Annotated in this window: 17 protein-coding genes and 3 pseudogenes; 12 read left to right on the top strand and 8 right to left on the bottom strand. The window is 67.9% G+C overall.

Annotated elements, in window-relative coordinates; all coding sequences use genetic code 11:
• The 4 genes from ACWDX9_RS49190 to ACWDX9_RS49175 all read left to right on the top strand — a co-directional run.
• On the top strand, positions 1-430 hold a 430-nt coding region (locus ACWDX9_RS49190), incomplete at its 5' end, for an ATP-binding cassette domain-containing protein (protein ID WP_449967989.1).
• 3 nt (positions 431-433) lie between these two features.
• Entirely contained in the window at positions 434-1,189 is a 756-nt protein-coding gene (locus tag ACWDX9_RS49185) for a (2Fe-2S)-binding protein (protein ID WP_449967986.1), read from the top strand.
• A 76-nt stretch (positions 1,190-1,265) separates the two neighbouring features.
• Positions 1,266-1,895, top strand: coding sequence for a TetR/AcrR family transcriptional regulator (locus ACWDX9_RS49180; RefSeq protein ID WP_449967984.1), 630 nt, complete (start codon positions 1,266-1,268; stop codon positions 1,893-1,895).
• 38 nt (positions 1,896-1,933) lie between these two features.
• Entirely contained in the window at positions 1,934-3,046 is a 1,113-nt protein-coding gene (locus tag ACWDX9_RS49175; RefSeq protein WP_449967981.1) for a hypothetical protein, read from the top strand.
• A 95-nt stretch (positions 3,047-3,141) separates the two neighbouring features.
• Here ACWDX9_RS49175 and ACWDX9_RS49170 read toward each other — a convergent pair whose 3' ends face one another.
• Positions 3,142-3,774, bottom strand: a complete 633-nt coding sequence (locus ACWDX9_RS49170; protein WP_449967978.1) for a DUF305 domain-containing protein — start codon at positions 3,772-3,774, stop codon at positions 3,142-3,144.
• A gap of 80 nt (positions 3,775-3,854) precedes the next feature.
• On the bottom strand, positions 3,855-4,229 hold the full coding sequence (locus ACWDX9_RS49165) for a hypothetical protein (RefSeq protein WP_449967975.1): 375 nt from the start codon (positions 4,227-4,229) through the stop codon (positions 3,855-3,857).
• Between the two features lie 381 nt (positions 4,230-4,610).
• Between ACWDX9_RS49165 and ACWDX9_RS49160 the strand changes: the two genes are divergently transcribed.
• Together ACWDX9_RS49160 and ACWDX9_RS49155 are read left to right on the top strand one after the other, a co-directional pair.
• Entirely contained in the window at positions 4,611-4,985 is a 375-nt protein-coding gene (locus ACWDX9_RS49160) for a BlaI/MecI/CopY family transcriptional regulator (protein WP_397371650.1), read from the top strand.
• Complete coding sequence (locus tag ACWDX9_RS49155; protein WP_449967973.1) at positions 4,982-5,932, top strand: M56 family metallopeptidase; 951 nt, start codon at positions 4,982-4,984, stop codon at positions 5,930-5,932. The genes ACWDX9_RS49160 and ACWDX9_RS49155 overlap by 4 nt, the downstream gene beginning before the upstream one ends.
• Positions 5,933-5,949: 17 nt before the next feature.
• Here the strand turns inward: ACWDX9_RS49155 and ACWDX9_RS49150 are convergent, their stop codons facing one another.
• Complete coding sequence (locus ACWDX9_RS49150) at positions 5,950-6,159, bottom strand: hypothetical protein (RefSeq protein ID WP_449967969.1); 210 nt, start codon at positions 6,157-6,159, stop codon at positions 5,950-5,952.
• A gap of 66 nt (positions 6,160-6,225) precedes the next feature.
• On the opposite strand from ACWDX9_RS49150, the gene ACWDX9_RS49145 reads away from it, so the two are divergent.
• On the top strand, positions 6,226-6,540 hold the full coding sequence (locus ACWDX9_RS49145) for a WD40/YVTN/BNR-like repeat-containing protein (RefSeq protein WP_449967967.1): 315 nt from the start codon (positions 6,226-6,228) through the stop codon (positions 6,538-6,540).
• Positions 6,541-7,316: 776 nt separating this feature from the next.
• Here ACWDX9_RS49145 and ACWDX9_RS49140 read toward each other — a convergent pair.
• Positions 7,317-8,246: an AraC family transcriptional regulator gene (locus ACWDX9_RS49140; RefSeq protein WP_449967965.1), complete on the bottom strand. Its 930-nt coding sequence runs from the start codon at positions 8,244-8,246 to the stop codon at positions 7,317-7,319.
• Positions 8,247-8,389: 143 nt separating this feature from the next.
• Here ACWDX9_RS49140 and ACWDX9_RS49135 point away from each other — a divergent pair, with 143 nt between their 5' ends.
• A complete protein-coding gene (locus ACWDX9_RS49135; RefSeq protein WP_449967963.1) occupies positions 8,390-9,142 on the top strand; it encodes an SDR family NAD(P)-dependent oxidoreductase in 753 nt (250 codons plus the stop codon).
• A gap of 79 nt (positions 9,143-9,221) precedes the next feature.
• Here ACWDX9_RS49135 and ACWDX9_RS49130 read toward each other — a convergent pair.
• Positions 9,222-9,716: pseudogene (locus tag ACWDX9_RS49130) on the bottom strand (IS5 family transposase); the annotation flags it as partial.
• On the bottom strand, positions 9,689-10,222 hold the full coding sequence (locus ACWDX9_RS49125) for a transposase (protein ID WP_449967960.1): 534 nt from the start codon (positions 10,220-10,222) through the stop codon (positions 9,689-9,691). The pseudogene ACWDX9_RS49130 and the gene ACWDX9_RS49125, both read right to left, overlap by 28 nt.
• Before the next feature lie 143 nt (positions 10,223-10,365).
• On the opposite strand from ACWDX9_RS49125, the gene ACWDX9_RS49120 reads away from it, so the two are divergent.
• Complete coding sequence (locus tag ACWDX9_RS49120; RefSeq protein WP_449967958.1) at positions 10,366-11,340, top strand: C40 family peptidase; 975 nt, start codon at positions 10,366-10,368, stop codon at positions 11,338-11,340.
• 4 nt (positions 11,341-11,344) lie between these two features.
• On the opposite strand, the gene ACWDX9_RS49115 is transcribed toward ACWDX9_RS49120, so the two are convergent.
• Entirely contained in the window at positions 11,345-11,524 is a 180-nt protein-coding gene (locus ACWDX9_RS49115) for a hypothetical protein (RefSeq protein WP_449967956.1), read from the bottom strand.
• Positions 11,525-12,025: 501 nt separating this feature from the next.
• Between ACWDX9_RS49115 and ACWDX9_RS49110 the strand changes: the two are divergent.
• Positions 12,026-13,050: pseudogene (locus tag ACWDX9_RS49110) on the top strand (IS5 family transposase).
• Here ACWDX9_RS49110 and ACWDX9_RS49105 read toward each other — a convergent pair.
• On the bottom strand, positions 13,047-13,754 hold the full coding sequence (locus ACWDX9_RS49105) for a DUF4386 domain-containing protein (RefSeq protein ID WP_449967954.1): 708 nt from the start codon (positions 13,752-13,754) through the stop codon (positions 13,047-13,049). The pseudogene ACWDX9_RS49110 and the gene ACWDX9_RS49105 overlap by 4 nt on opposite strands.
• 108 nt (positions 13,755-13,862) lie before the next feature.
• Between ACWDX9_RS49105 and ACWDX9_RS49100 the strand changes: the two genes are divergently transcribed.
• Positions 13,863-14,543, top strand: a complete 681-nt coding sequence (locus ACWDX9_RS49100) for a TetR/AcrR family transcriptional regulator C-terminal domain-containing protein (RefSeq protein ID WP_449967952.1) — start codon at positions 13,863-13,865, stop codon at positions 14,541-14,543.
• 159 nt (positions 14,544-14,702) lie between these two features.
• Positions 14,703-14,796 (top strand): annotated as a pseudogene (locus ACWDX9_RS49095) (IS5/IS1182 family transposase); the annotation flags it as partial.

Raw genomic sequence — 14,796 nt, 5'->3', positions numbered from 1 at the left:
CACGCCGCGGGAGCAGCGGGCCGGTCGGGTGCGCGAGGCGGCGGGCGCCGCCGGGCTGCCGGTGACCGACGAGTTCCTGCGCCGTTTTCCCGGCCAGCTCTCAGGCGGTCAGCGGCAACGCGTGTCCATCGCCCGGGCGCTCGCGGCCGAGCCCACCCTCCTGATCGCCGACGAGGCCACCTCGATGCTGGACGTGTCCACCCGCGCCGGCATCGCCACCACTCTGCGCACTCTGGCCGTCGATCGGGCGCTCGCCGTGCTGTTCGTCACCCACGACCTGGGCGAGGCGGTGCAGTCGTGCGACCGGATCGTGGTGCTGCGCAACGGAACGGTGGTCGAGCACGGGCTCTCCGCGGACCTCGCCCGCGCGCCCTCCCACTCCTACACGGCACAACTCCTCGAAGCAGCACTGACGAACAAGGACGGATAAAGAGTGACGGACGTCTTCGCGCGGCTCGAATCCTTCGGCGACCGCTTCCGCCTCCAGCGCGGGCTCACGCCGGGAGACGACTGGATCGGCTGCGATCGGCTGCTGGACCCGTGGTCCGACGAGCTGAAGCGCGTGCTCGACGCCGAGCGCCGGGCCAGCGGCCAGGTCTCCGACCATGCGACCGCGCTGACCGTGATGGCGGTCTACGCCGGAACCGTGACCGCGGCCGCCGTGCTGGCCTGGGCCGTCGAGGGCACGGTGATCGACATGCGTCCGCACAACGTCGCCATCCGGCTCTCTCCCCATCACGGCTTCGAGGCAGTCGGGCTGCGCGAACCAGCGGTCACGCGGGCGCCCGTGGAGCAGCTGGTCGCATGGGTGCTGGACGAGCACCTGCTGCCTCTGGCGCGGGCCATGCGCGTACGCACCCGAGCCAGCCTGCGGCAACTCTACGGCGGCGTGGCCCATGGGTGCGCGGCGGCCTTCTGCATCGCGAGCCGGCGAGGAGGCGACGTCGACCAGTTGGAAACCGCGTACAGGACCTTCCTGGCCGCGGCCACCGGAGATCCGGAACCTTTGGGCACGGTCATCCGGCTCAAGGAGGGCGATCGGGAAGGGCTCTTCTACCTGCGCAACAACTGCTGTCTCTACTACACCTCGGCCGAGCAGGTGAAGTGCTCCAGCTGCTGCCTGAACTCCGTCGACGATCGCATCGCGAACTACCGGCGAGTGCTGACCGACGGCGTCGTACCGCACTAACAGACAAGCCGTCCAAAAGGCATTGACCACCTCGCGTCGGTGAATTAAAACCAATTCACCGACTCTTTCTGATGCCATGCGAATCAAACCCGTGCGCCCGGAGCGGCGCGGACGACGGCGGCTGGGCACCGAGAACCCCGAGGTCCAGCGGCGATTACTCCATGCCGCCGGCGAGATCATCGCCGCCGACGGCTGGCCGGCCCTGCGCATCGACGACCTCGTCCGGCGAGCGGGGCTGTCGGTCGGCACCTTCTACCTGTACTTCGACAACAAGGCCGATCTCTTCGTCCAGCTCGTCATCCAGCACACCGAAAGGCTCCGGGCGCGGCTGCGCGAAGCCCACGCCAGCGAAGGCCCCGCCGCGGAGCGGCTGGACAGGGCCCTGGACGCCTACCTCGACTTCGTCACCGAGACCGGCCCGGGATTCCTGCACTTCAGGAACGCCGGCAACATCGAGACCACCGTCGGCCCGCTGTCCACCTGGGCCTTCGCACAGCATGCGGACGACCTGCGCCCCCTACTGGAGACGGCCATGGGCGAAGGAGCGATCCGCGAAGAGGATCCCAGCCTGCTCGCGCAGGCCGTACTCGCCCTGAACCAGCACATCGCGGCCTTCTGGCTGGAGCACCCCGACCAGTATTCCCGACAGCGGATCAAGCAGTTCCTCTCCGATTTCGTCACCTACGGCCTGAACAGCGACCGCTGAGCAGGCAAGTTCTTCCGGCTGGAAGAAGGGAGACGCACATGCGCAACCGCACCCTCGTCATGCTGGTCGCAACGCTCCTCCTGGTGGTGATGTCCGCGCCCGTCAGGGCCTCCGCCGCGGCGTACGAACCGCCCGCGTGGAATCCACCTGCGGGCCAGAATGTCACGACGGTCCGCTGGGGACCGATCACCATCCCCGGCATGACGGGCGAGGAACCCGGCGAGGTCAAGAACGAGATCGCACTCGACGGCAGCTGCAGCCCGCTCATCGGCCTCATCACCAGCTGCCGCAGCATGAAGATCCAAAAACCGTGCGAGAACTGCTACATCACCGGCATCATGCCCGACCTCGTCTTCGTCGGCACCGACACGGGCGTCAACATGGATACCGGCGGCATGCTGCACCACGTCGTCAACGTCAACTTCAGCCGCTGGGACGTCACCTGCCCGCCGGGCTTCGGAGACGTGATCAACCAGCTCGGCCTGCTCCAAGGTGGCAACGAACGCTTCTTCGCGGCAGGCAACGAGCGCACGCTCAACACCCTCTACACCACGGGCAACAACGGCTACTACGTCAAAACCGGCGACAAATGGGGCCTCATCTATGACCTCATGAACATGACCGAGCAGCCGATCACCGTCGAGTTCAAGTACACCTTCAGCTGGGTCCAGAGCGCCACCAGGGTGGACCCGGTCTGGCTCGACATCGACCAGTGCGGCGACTCCGAGCGGTCCGTCCCCGCCGGATACTCCGACTCCCACTGGACCACGACCGTCCCCCGCGGCGGCACCCTCGTGGCGGTCGGCGGCCACGCCCACGACCGCAGCATCAGCGTGTCCCTCCAGAACGTGACCAAGAACCGCTACTCCTGCACCTCCGTGGCCGGATACGCGCCCGACTCCATGTACCTGCCCGCCGGCCCGGGAGCCGGGACCGACGGGCACCCGGCCGACCCCAACACCGTCACCTCCGACGGCCATCCGAACGCGCCGCTCATGGCGTACATGGGATCGGTGTCGGACTTCACCACCTGCGACCCCAGTCTCGCCTTCTCCTTAGGCGACAAGATCAGGGTCCACACCCAGTACAACGAACCCGCCGCCTATGACGGCGCCATGGGCATCATGGTCGCCTTCGTCCGCTGGCGATAACCGCTCCGTGAAGGGCCGGCCGCGCGCCTGGCCGTTCCTGCATACACGGTCAGGAGACCGCCCGGGCACTCGGCGTGCCCGGGCGGATCCCTGGATCAGAGCCGGTCGAGGATCTTCTGCAGTTGCTCCACCTCTGCCTGCTGGGTGGTCTCGATGGTCTTGGCCAGTTCCTTGGCCCGCGGGTCCGAGCCGCCCGTCTGCTCGGTCTTGGCCATCGCGATCGCGCCGTTGTGATGGGCGATCATCTGCTGGACGAACAGCTTGTCGAAGGCCTTGCCCTTGGCCGCCTCCAGCTTCTTCATGTCCTCCTCGGACATGACGCCCGGCATGTCATGCCCCATGCCACCCTCGGGCGCGGGCTTGCCCCACTCCGTCAGCCAGCCCTTCATGGTCTGGATCTCCGGGTCCTGAGCAGCCTTGATCTTCGCCGCGAGCTCCTTGACTTCCGGGTCGCTCGCCCGGGTGGAGGCCAGGTCGGCCATCTCGACCGCCTGCTCATGGTGCGGGATCATCATCTGCGCGAACATGACATCGGCGTCGTTGGACGCACCCGACGGCTGCGCGCTCGCGCTCGTGGTGTCAGGCGCGCTGGCGCTCGTGGTGGCAGGCGCGCTGGCGCTGGTCATCCCCTCGTGCCCGGCCATGGAGTCGCTGTTGCCACCGCACGCGGTCAGCAGAGCGAGCCCACCCGCGACGACGGCAACGGAAATCTTGCGGTTGATACGCATGGTTGTCTGGTCTCTCGATGTGTTGGAACGGTCGGCCTGTATGCGGACCGCCTCGGGGCAGGTCCGCGCGGAACATCGGCCTATATGCGCAACATCGAGAGCCTTGCCAGGCGCAAGGACGTGGTCTTGGGCGGAGGTCTGGCGACCTGCCGGACGGATAGACGGGACCAGCCCCGGTCACCGCTTCGCCGCCGCACTTTGATCCAGGCGGCCAGCATCATCATGACCATGAACGAGGTCAATATGGCCAGGCACACATCCGTCGGGTCGAACCCGGGCATGTCATGCTCGGGAACAAATGCCTGCAGGCCCACCGAAGCCATGAGAACGGGCTCCGGGACGACGCCCTTGCCACGGACATCGGACGAGGTGCCGCTGTGGCCGCCGTCGAAATGTCCCAGCGTGTGCATGCCGCACACGCCCAAGGCGAGGAAGACGAGCAGGAAGCCGCGCACGACCCGCAACGCGAGGCGTCGCCGCGCAACCCCCATCGGCTCCCCCTTGGTAATCGGAACTTCCCGAGCTCCACCAATTTACTACGAAGCCTCGTAGTGCCCCACGGGCGCCGCCATCCAGGGGTACGGCGCCCGGCACGTAGACGTTCACCAAGAAGCCGAAGCGCCACAGCCGTCACCCGACCGGCCTCGCAGGTCCCGTGCGTTGCGGGCCCAAAAGGAATCGTGCCGCAGTGCGGCGAGTTGCCTGACGGTGCGCGCCTGCCGGAGGCGGCCGCGGCCACCCCTCCGGACGCTCTGGTCAGATGGCGGTCAGCTCGTAGCTGGCGTCTACGATCGCCGGTAGCATTGAGTGCACCGGCGAGTAGAGAGGGCTGGCAGATGGTGCGTGGCCTGGGAGAGCTCGAGTCCACGATCATGGACCGCATGTGGGTCATCAAGGAGCCGGCCTCGGTCAGGGATGTCCTGGAGTATCTCCAGAAGGACCGCGTCATCGCCTACACGACCGTGATGACCGTGATGGACAAGCTCCACACCAAGGGCCTACTCAAGCGCAAACCGGTCGGCCGGGCGTACATCTACGAGGCGGTGTCGTCGAAGGAGGCCTACACCGCCGATGTGATGCGCCAGTCTCTGGCTAGCAGCGGCAACAGGGCGGCCACGCTGGTGCACTTCCTGGAACGGCTCACCCCCGAGGAGGCGAGCGCGCTGGAAGCGGCCCTCCGGGTGTACCCGGCGAGGGACCGCAGCTCATGACGGTGGCCATCGTCCTCGCACTTTACGGCGCCTTTGCGGCCCTGCTACTGCCAAGGCTCCTTCGGCGAACCGGATGGGCCGATCGCGCGCCCCGGCTGGCGATCATCATGTGGCAGGCGGCGAGCGTGTCGGTGGTCGTGTCGGTGCTGCTGTCGGCGTTCGCCGTGGCCGTGCCCGCCTCCGTGGTGGGGCACGGCCTGGCCGGGCTGTTCGAGGCCTGCGCCGCCCTGCTGGGCGACGGGGCGACGCTGAGTTCGGCAAGCGCCCGGGTCGGCCTCGTCGTCGGCGGGCTGGTCCTCGCGCGTTTGGCCCATACCGGTGGAGCCGTGCTGCTGGGCGCGCGCCGTGACCGTCGGCGGCATGCCGAGGCGCTCTCCCTTTTGGGCAAGCATGACGTCGATCTCGGCGCGCTCGTGGTCGACTACGACGAGCGCCTGGCGTACTGCCTGCCCGGCCGGAACGGGCACACGGTCATCACCACCGGCGCGTTGCGCTCGCTCGCACCGGAGCAGGTCGCCGCCGTGCTGGCCCACGAGCAGGCCCACCTCCACGGGCGCCATCACCTGGTGCTGGCCGGCGCCGAGACACTGACGCGGGCGTTCCCCCGCGTGCCGCTGTTCGAGCAGGCGCGAGCCGAGATCGCTCGCCTGGTCGAGCTGCTCGCCGACGACGTGGCCGCCCGCCGTCACCCGCGCATCCACCTCGCCGCGGCCCTGGTCCGACTCGCCACGGGACGCGTTCCGGCGTTTGCACTGGGGGCTGGCGGAGAGACAGCGCTCACCCGCGTACGCCGGATGCTGCGTCCGCAGGAGCCGCTCGACAGGCGAGAGCGTCTCGCCGGGCTCTTGGTGGTGACGGTGCTGCTCGCCGGTCCCGCCACGCTTGCCGCGGCCCCGGGCGTGGGCGCGTTCCTCGCCCACCACTGCCACTCCTTCCTCACTCTCTAGCCCTTCTACGAAGATGGCTAGTAGATGGTTGCCGGCTCGCGCCCATGACGCGTGTAGGTCAGCGGCTGCGTACAGGCGCCGCAGGAGTCGTGCCGGCTGTAGCCCTGGCGAGTTGTGGTCAGGCATCGCCGGAGCCCGGCGGTACGGGCGAGCCCGACCTCGGTGTGGGCCATGTCCACGACCTCGGCGTCGATCCCACCGACGGAGCCCTCGACGTCGCGGGGCACTACGGGCTGTTCAAGGTCACATCTCCGACGACCATGACCCGGGCAGCCGACCGCGACCAGGACCACATGGGCTTCACGATCGCCGGCCCGAATGCCTTCTTGGCCGGCGGACACCCTTCGGCCGAGGACGTCTCCCCGGATCGCCCGCCGCATCTCGGCCTCATCCGATCGACCGACGCGGGAATCACCTGGAAGTCGATCTCAGCGGACGGCTCCGCCGACTACCACTCCATCCAACCCGCCGGCGGCAACCTGTACGCCTTGGACAGCAAGACATCGAAGATCTGGCGAAGCTTCGACGGCGGCGCCACCTGGACCCAAGGCACCGAGGAGCAGGTCATCGACCTCGGAGCCAGTGCCGACCAGCCAGGACGGCGGTAAGACCTGGACGGCCGCCGGTAAGCTGCCCGGCCAGGCCACCGCGTTCACGGCCGTGGACCGGCAGCGCCTGCTGGCCGCGATGGAGGACGGCACCGGTGCTGGAATCCAAGGACGGCGGCAAAACCTTCGCCACCGCCTTCGGCGCCGCGCGTTGAGCCGTCGATCGGCTAGGTGGCCAGGGTCTGGCGTCCACCGCCAGTGCGACGATGCCGCCCGCCCGCCGAAAAAGGCCTGGCGAACTGCCGTCTCCGACCATGGCCACGACCTTGCTCTCGGCCTGCAGCTTCTTGACGACGTCGACCTTGCCGCGCTGACCGACGGCTTCTCCGCCGCCTTCATCGGAGCATCGGCATCGTTCGCGCGGGCGCCCTGCTCGCCGCGGCGAGCCTCCGTACCCGCACCGCCGCGCCCATCGAACCTGTTGACGAACGGCTCGCACGCTTGGCCTGAACGTAGAGCCGCGCGTCGCCTCCGTCCCCAGGGAGATCGTCGCCGGGGCCATCGCGAATGTCGCAGAGGAGATTGACGCCTTACTGATCGCGCTCGGCCCCCGCGAACGGTAAGGACTGCGGGCCCTGCTGTCCGGCAGCACCTCAACCCATGTCATGCACTCCATCGGAAGGCCAACCCTGATTATCCCGTCCAGGCAAATGGCCGCGGCTCGCCACGGCGCCAAACGCCTCCCCGATCGCTGATGCACCCGCGCCCCGGGCTCCTGGAGCGTGTACGAAGTTCGGATCTTCAGGCTGGCCGGAGCTGAGCACAGGACGCCTCCTTCAGCTTCCGTTCGCGGCCGAGCGCGGTGGCTGCCGTGCCTGGTTCCGGAACTGTGCGGGCGATGAGCCGACCACGCGGCGGAACGCGGTGCTGAACGCGCTCTCGGACAGGTAGCCCGTGGCCCGTGCGAGCTCGGAGATCGACAGAGTGTCGCGGGCGAGGGCGTCGCGCGCGAGGCTCATACGCCATTGGATCAGGTACTCCAACGGCGGGACCCCGACGTGGCTCTTGAAGGCCTGGGCGAACGCGGAACGCGACATGTGGCTGATCTCGGCGAGCTCCTTGAGGCTCCAGGAGTGGGCCACGTCCGCGTGCACGGCACGCAGGGCGGCGCCGATGCCGTCCTCGTTCAGGGCGCCCAGCCAGCCGGTGGGCCGGTCTGTCTGACCGGCGTGAGCACGCAGCATGTGCACGAGCAGGATCTGTGCGAGGTGGTTCTGCACCAGCGGGCCGCCGGCGGCGGCGACCTCGACCTCGGTGGCCAGGAGATCGATCAGCTGCCCGAGACGCCTGCCATGAGGATCGGTCACGCGGACGATCACGAGCGGCGGCAGAAGATCGGTCAGGAGGGCCGCGTTCTCGTCGTCGAACGCGATGTGCCCGATGCAGAGGTAGAGGTCCTCCTCGGACTCCGGGCCGATCCGCACGAACCCGTCTTCGGCACCCGCCCACACCGGCTCCGCAGGGCGCGGGCTTGCGTCGAGCGTGCTGGCCAGCACGTAAGGCGGCGGGTTGCCCAGCATGAAGGTGTCACCCTCCTGCAGGAGCACCGGCTCGTGCCCTTCGAGGATCAACCAGCACGTGCCGCGCACGAGGCCGCCGATCCGCACGTGCAAGAACGTGTCGAAGCGCAAAGCCCACTCTCCCGCGGCCCGAAGGCTGGGCCCGATCACCGTGCGGGGCCGGAGCAGGCCGATCGCGTCAGCCACTGGATCCCGAAATCCGAGCACCGACGACACCTCCTGGACGATACGTAAAGAACGCCGGACTCTGCATCATGGATAGTATCCGCGATCTGTCGCAGTATCGATGTCGAAGGGATCGGTATCGAGAGAGTGATGGAGACACCCACATGGGACAGCTGGAAGGCAAGACGTCGGTGGTCACCGGGGGCAGCAGCGGGATCGGTCTGGCCACCGCCGTACGGCTGGCGGACGAGGGTGCGTACGTGTTCGTCACCGGCCGGCGCGAGTCCGAACTGGAGTCCGCCGTCAAGACCATCGGAGCAGACCGGGCCACCGCGGTCGTCGGCGACATCTCGAAGCCGGAGGACCTGGACCGGCTCTACGAGGCGGTCCGGGCCCGAGGCAATGGTTTGGACGTGCTCGTGGCGAACGCGGCGGTCGGTGCGTTCGTGACGCTGGAGCAGACCACCGAGGAGCACTTCGACCAGACCTTCGCGGTCAACGTCCGAGGCACGCTCTTCACCGTGCAGAAGGCGTTGCCGCTGCTCAACGACGGAGCCTCGATCGTCCTGGTCGGTTCGACGGCCGGCGACCGTGGAGTAGAGGCGTTCGGCGCGTACGCGGCGTCGAAGGCGGCCGTCCGGTCCTTCGCGCGGACGTGGTCCAACGAGCTCAAGGACCGTGGCATCCGGGTCAACGTGGTCTCGCCAGCATGGATCGAGACTCCCGGGGGCACCGCCGCTTTCGGCGATGACGAGACCGCCCGGGCCGTCAAGGAGAATGTCGCCGCGACCGTGGCCAAGGGCCGCATGGGTCAGCCTGAGGAGGCCGCCGCAGTCGTGGCCTTCCTGGCCTCGGAACAGAGCAGCTACGTCGTCGGCGCGAACATCTACGTCGACGGTGGCACGAACCAGATCTGAGCAGGCACCACACGATGGGTGGCATCTGAAGCGTTCCAGGTTCTATGCCGCTACTACTAGGAGCTGTTCAGAGTTCGGATCATGTGGTTGAGGTGAGGAGTCTTAACCACATGATCGAGCCCCGGAGGTAGAGCCCGGCCTCGTAGCTTTCCGGGGCCTTGTCGTAGCGGGTCGCCAGGCCACGCCAGGCCTTGATCTTCTGGAAGCAGCGTTCGATGGTGTTGCGCTGCCGGTAGCGCCCCGGATTGAAGGCGGCAGGCCGCCCACCGGCCGAGCCCTTCTTCTTCCGGTTGGCCTGCTGATCACTCTTCTCCGGGATGACCGCGCCGATCCGGCGGCGGCGCAGATAGGCACGGTTAGCCTTCGAGGAATAGGCCTTGTCCGCGGCCACCGCAGCCGGGCGGGCCCGTGGCCGGCCCACCGGTCCGGCCACGCGGATCTTGTCCAGGACGGTGGTGAATCGCGGGCAGCCGGCGGCTTGGCCGGGCGTGAGCACGAAGACCAGCGGCAGCCCGGCAGCATCGACCGCGGCATGGATCTTGCTGCTCAGCCCGCCTCGGGATCGGCCGAGCGCGGCAGCCTTCCCCCGCGCCTTGCGGCGTCGCCGGGTGGCGGCGCGCTCGTGCGGCGAAGACGCGCCGGCCTCGGGCGTGGCCTCGGGTGTGGCCTCGGGCGCATCACCCGCAGCACCGGCGGCTGCTCCGGCAGCGGAGCCCCCTTTTCCTCGGTCAGCGCCTGCTCCAGGGCATCCAAGGTTTCCCCGGCGACCGCCAGCCCGGCCGATTCCTGATGCGCCCGCACGATCGTGGAGTCCACGCTGACCAGCTCAAGCCCGACCTGTCCACGCGATGCGGCCTCGGCGATCAGTGCGTCCATCAGTCCTTGGAACACCCCGGCTTTGGCCCAGCCGTTGAACCGGGAGTAGACAGTGGACCACGACCCATAGCGTTCCGGCACGTCACGCCAGCCGGATCCGGTGCCACGGCCAGCCCACCACCGACCCTCACCAAGATCCGAACCCCAAACAGCTCCTAGCCGGGGCGCATGAACGCCGTGGAGGTGGCTCGCGTATCTCCCCATGCGGATCGGCAGACCATCCGCTATGCGTCATAGTACATCCCGGCCTCGTGAACCGAATTGTCACGAACTGAACCGGCAGACCTTCAAGGTCTGTACTATTTCGCTCCAGGTTTGGAGATGTACGAGGAGGCGTCGTAGTGGCCGTGCCGACATGGTTTGGGCGAACAGCGCTGGCCGCCGCCCTGGCACTGGCCGCATCGATCGCTGCCCCGGGCGCCGCCGTCGCCGAACCGTCGCCCGCCAAGGCCCGAGCCAAGCTCGTCAAGCTCAATGAACAGGCCGACCAACTGGTCGAGAAGTTCAACCAGGCCAGCGAGACGTTCAAGAGCGCCAAGAAGAAGTACACCGCGCTCAACGCCGAGCTCGGCCGCAAGAACGTCCGGGCCGACGAGCTCCGCCGCGACCTCGTCACGGCCGCGGTCAACGACTACCAGGTGGGCCCGTTGCCGCTCTGGGGCCGCCTCGTCGGCCAGAGCGACCCGCAGGCGCTCCTGGGTAACATGGCCTCCCTACAGCAGATCGCCGAGGCCAAGGCCGCCAAGATCCGCGCCTACGAGGCGGCCACCAAGGAGCTGCGCGACAGACGTGACGAGGCCAAGAGCGCCCTGGCCGCGGCCGAGACCGCACGTGGCAAGGTCCGCGACGAGAAGACCGAGGTCGAAAAGCTGGTCAAGGAGCAGACCAAGCTCCTGCGCAGACTCGGCGCCTTCAAGACCGGCGACCCCAACAGCCCCGGCATCCAGTACACCGGACCCGCCTCCGGCAACGCCCGCTTAGCCCTCCAGTTCGCCTTCGCCCAGATCGGCAAGCCCTACCGATGGGGCGGCACCGGCCCCGGCTCCTACGACTGCTCCGGCCTCACCCAGGCCGCCTGGCGCCAGGCCGGAGTCGAACTCCCTCGCACCACCTACACGCAATGGGACTGGGGCGCCAGCCGCCGGGTCCCTCTGGACCAGCTGCAACCTGGCGACCTGCTCTTCAGCAAAGGCCTCGGGCACATGGGCATGTACGCCGGCAACGGCAAGATGGTCCACGCCCCGCAAACCGGAGACGTCATCAAAATCAGCACCCTCGACGACTACTGGCGCAACCGCCTCCTCGGCGCGGTCCGCCCATAACCGATCAGGCCCGCCGCCCAGAGGCGATGAAGATCGGCGGAGCGAGAAAGACGCGCCCTGACCGGGATCGTTCCTCCTGATCGGCGACCCAGGTCGCGGCCTCCTTCTCGGTGATGGCACCCGCGGCGCACGCGGCCTCGGCGAACCCCGACAGCATGGGCAGAATCAGCGCGTCGGTGAACACCGCGCCTGCCGAAAACTCCGTCCATGCAGTTCAAGCGGCATATTTGGTATTCGTGGACGACTCCGCCAAGCCGGTCCCGTCGGCGTACGGCGCGGTTGGCCAATCCAGCTGGATCGGTGGTGGGATCCGGGACGGCGCGTAGTGGAGCCACCTGGGCCAGGGCTTGATGTACTCGGTGCTCGTTGTAGAAGTGTTCGTCCTCGCGCAGGGCATGCCTGGGTAGCGTTCGTTCCAGAGCAGGCAGCGGTCCAGGAACTCCCGGTGGAGGGACTGCACCCACCGCTCCATGACTGCGTTCATGCGGGCATGCGCACGCCGGTGAGGACGGTGCGGAAACCGGCGTCGGTGAGGATCTCCTCCATAAGGGCCGGGAACTTCCCGACCCGATCTCGGATCAGATAGCGCGCCCGTCAGCCGACGTCCTCTAGGGCGCGTATTGAGTCGTGATCAATCTGTGGGATTCGCCTTCGCGTCGGGGCTTGGACCGGTAGATCTTGCTGCGTGACGCGAGTGCAACTGACGGATGCGGAGTGGGAGTTCATCGGGCCGTACCTGCCAATCGGCGGGTACGGCCCCTACCCCGAGCGGCTGCGGCAGCAGTTCGAGGGCGTGATCTGGCGGTTCAAGACGGGTGGGCAGTGGCGGGAGATGCCGCAGGAGTTCGGTGCCTGGTCCACTGTCCACAACCGTTTCCGGCAGTGGCGTGACGCCGGCGTCTTCGAGGCCCTGCTGGAGGGCTTGATCGCGGAAGCCGCGCTGCGGGGTGAGGTGGACCTGTCCCTGGTCAGTATCGACTCCACCACCGCCCGGGCCCACCACGACGCCGCCGGGATGTGCCTGGACCAGGACGTCGTCGCCGCTCTGGAGAAGGCCGCCGAGGAGGAGAAGACCAGGTCAAAGGGGGCGGCCTCGGCGAACCGACCGGCCAGGACACCGAAGACGATCCCGAGCGGGAACAGCGGCGGCGCATCCGGCGCCGGCGGAATCTCCGACTGAAGGCCGCCCTCATTGGACGCTCCAGGGGAGGGCAGACCAGCAAGGTCCACCTGGCCGCCGACCGGAAGTGCCGCCCGCTGGCGTTCGTCCTGACCGCGGGCCAGGCCGCGGACAGTCCGCAGTTCGTCCCCGCGTTGGGGCGGGTACGGGTCCGCGGGCCTGTCGGCCGCCCTCGCACCCGGCCGGACGCGGTCGCCGCCGACAAGGCCTACTCGTCTCGCGGTAACCGTGCCCACCTGCGGGAACGCGGTATCAAGGCGGTCATCCCGGAGAAGAAGGACCAGGCCGCCAACCGGAAGAAGAAGGGCTCCAGAGGCGGTCGGCCCGTCAGCCACGACGCGGACCTGTACAAGGAGCGGAACACCGTCGAGCGGCTGATCAACAAGCTGAAGGCCTGGCGAGGCATCGCCACCCGGTACGACAAGAACCCGGACAGCTACCTCGCCGGCCTCTACCTGCGCGCCTCAATGATCTGGATCAAGGACCTCACCCGAAACCACCCATTGATCACGACTCAATCCATGCCCTAACTCGCCGCTGGTGCCGCCGTGGGCTCATTCGACGGTGCTTGGTCGAGTGCGTGACGGCGGACGCCGCGGACTAGCAGGTAGCCGACCATCCAGAACTCGCCAACGGTCGCGGGCAAGGCGAGAGCGTCGGCGATGCCCGATGCGTCGGGGACGAGATATCTGACGAACGCGCCGAGCAGGTAGGCGATGCCACCGCCGACGAGAATCCAGCCGAGCGGGCGGGGCATCCAGCCCGAGCGGAGCACGCACGAGCCCATGGGGATGAGCCACAGGCCGAAGAACAGTGCTCCCACCCCCCACAGGTTGCCGCTGACCAGGTACAGGACTTGGACGGCGGCTGCCGCGTCGCCGACCGGGTTGAGCCCGACTTGGACCGCCGTGGCGAGCAGCGCAGCGCTAGCGAGAATTGCGACCGCGTTGACGAGGCCGAAGGCGGCGATACCGCCGGCGGCAAGCGGATCCGCGGTGCGGAACAGGCGGTAGAACCATGCGGCGGCGAGGGCTTGCGTGACGACGATGAGCAGTTCTAAGGCGACCCCGGCGCGGGCGAGCGATTCGTGTTCGACAAGGTGGGCGAGCGTCGCACCGGGGTCGTCGACCGTGAAGAGTCGTGGCCGGATGAGCAGGAAACCTAGTGCACCTGTGACGGCGAGGCCAAGGTAGAGCAGCCCGGTCGTGCGGGCGGTGCGGATCAGCGCATGCATGATCGTTCCTTGTGGCTGTGGTGGTGTGGAAGTGATCACGAAATCGACCACCCGTCTTACCGCGTAAGGTATCTTACGCGGTAAGGTGGAACAAGTGTGGAGAGGCCGATGGCAGTGAAGGCATTTCGGGAGCCGCTCAGCCGTGAGCGGGTGCTGGCGGCGGCGGTCGTCCTGGCGGATACGGAGGGGATCAAGGCGCTGACGATGCGTCGCCTTGCCGCCGATCTCGATGTCGAGGCCATGTCGCTCTACTACTACCTGCCCAGCAAGGAGGCCCTGCTCGACGGCGTCGTTGAGACCGTGATCATGGAGATCCATGACGCAGTCGGCCGCCTCGACACGACCGGAGACTGGCGTACGCGGCTGCGGCATCAGTTCCTCGCGGCGCGTCAAGTCATGCTGCGTCACCCGTGGGTGCCCGGGCTGTTGGGCTCGCGTCGGATCATCCCGGCCAGTGTGTACGCATACTACGACGGGATCGTGGGCACGCTGGTCGGCGCTGGGTTCTCGTACCACCTCGCGCATCGGGCGCTGCACGCGTTCGGCAGTATGCCTCTCGGGTTCGTGCAGGAGATCTTCAGCCCGGCGTCGGCCGGCGGAAGTATGGAGGCCGACGTCGCAGAGGCAGACCTGGCCGCGATGGCCGAAGCCCTGCCGCATCTGGCAGCGATGGTGGCAACCGGGCTCCATGACGTCACCGACCCCGCGCTGGGTTGGTGCGACAGCCAGGTCGAGTTCGAGTTCACCCTTGATCTGCTCCTAGACGGGCTCGAACGCCTCCGCGGGTAGTACGACAGCAGTAGGTCGACGAAGTGCCGCGCCGTGCGGAGTGCGGCAAGGGCATTGTCTGCCTGCAGCGGCTGATCGCCGGTATGCGCGCCGATCCGGTGGGTGTTCTGCTCAGCAGTGCGGCCCAATCGACCTACCTGGGGGCGCACGTGCGTCCTCCTGCGGGAACGCGGTATCAAGGCGGTCATCCCGGAGAAGAAGGACCAGGCCGCCAACCGGAAGAAGAAGGGCTCCAGAGGCGGTCGGCCCGTCA

The organism is Nonomuraea sp. NPDC003201, assembly GCF_053590415.1.
Note: the sequence above shows the minus strand (reverse complement) of the source record. Positions and strands in the feature narration are given on the sequence as shown.

Excerpts from the sequence above, each read along its gene's own strand:
- ACWDX9_RS49160 (WP_397371650.1), top strand. The coding sequence starts at position 4,611 with ATGGTGCGTGGCCTGGGAGAGCTCGAGTCCACGATCATGGACCGCATG.
- ACWDX9_RS49100 (WP_449967952.1), top strand. The coding sequence starts at position 13,863 with ATGGCAGTGAAGGCATTTCGGGAGCCGCTCAGCCGTGAGCGGGTGCTG.
- ACWDX9_RS49125 (WP_449967960.1), bottom strand. The coding sequence starts at position 10,222 with ATGGGGAGATACGCGAGCCACCTCCACGGCGTTCATGCGCCCCGGCTA.
- ACWDX9_RS49105 (WP_449967954.1), bottom strand. The coding sequence starts at position 13,754 with ATGCATGCGCTGATCCGCACCGCCCGCACGACCGGGCTGCTCTACCTT.
- ACWDX9_RS49135 (WP_449967963.1), top strand. The coding sequence starts at position 8,390 with ATGGGACAGCTGGAAGGCAAGACGTCGGTGGTCACCGGGGGCAGCAGC.
- ACWDX9_RS49175 (WP_449967981.1), top strand. The coding sequence starts at position 1,934 with ATGCGCAACCGCACCCTCGTCATGCTGGTCGCAACGCTCCTCCTGGTG.
- ACWDX9_RS49180 (WP_449967984.1), top strand. The coding sequence starts at position 1,266 with ATGCGAATCAAACCCGTGCGCCCGGAGCGGCGCGGACGACGGCGGCTG.
- ACWDX9_RS49145 (WP_449967967.1), top strand. The coding sequence starts at position 6,226 with ATGGGCTTCACGATCGCCGGCCCGAATGCCTTCTTGGCCGGCGGACAC.
- ACWDX9_RS49170 (WP_449967978.1), bottom strand. The coding sequence starts at position 3,774 with ATGCGTATCAACCGCAAGATTTCCGTTGCCGTCGTCGCGGGTGGGCTC.
- ACWDX9_RS49155 (WP_449967973.1), top strand. The coding sequence starts at position 4,982 with ATGACGGTGGCCATCGTCCTCGCACTTTACGGCGCCTTTGCGGCCCTG.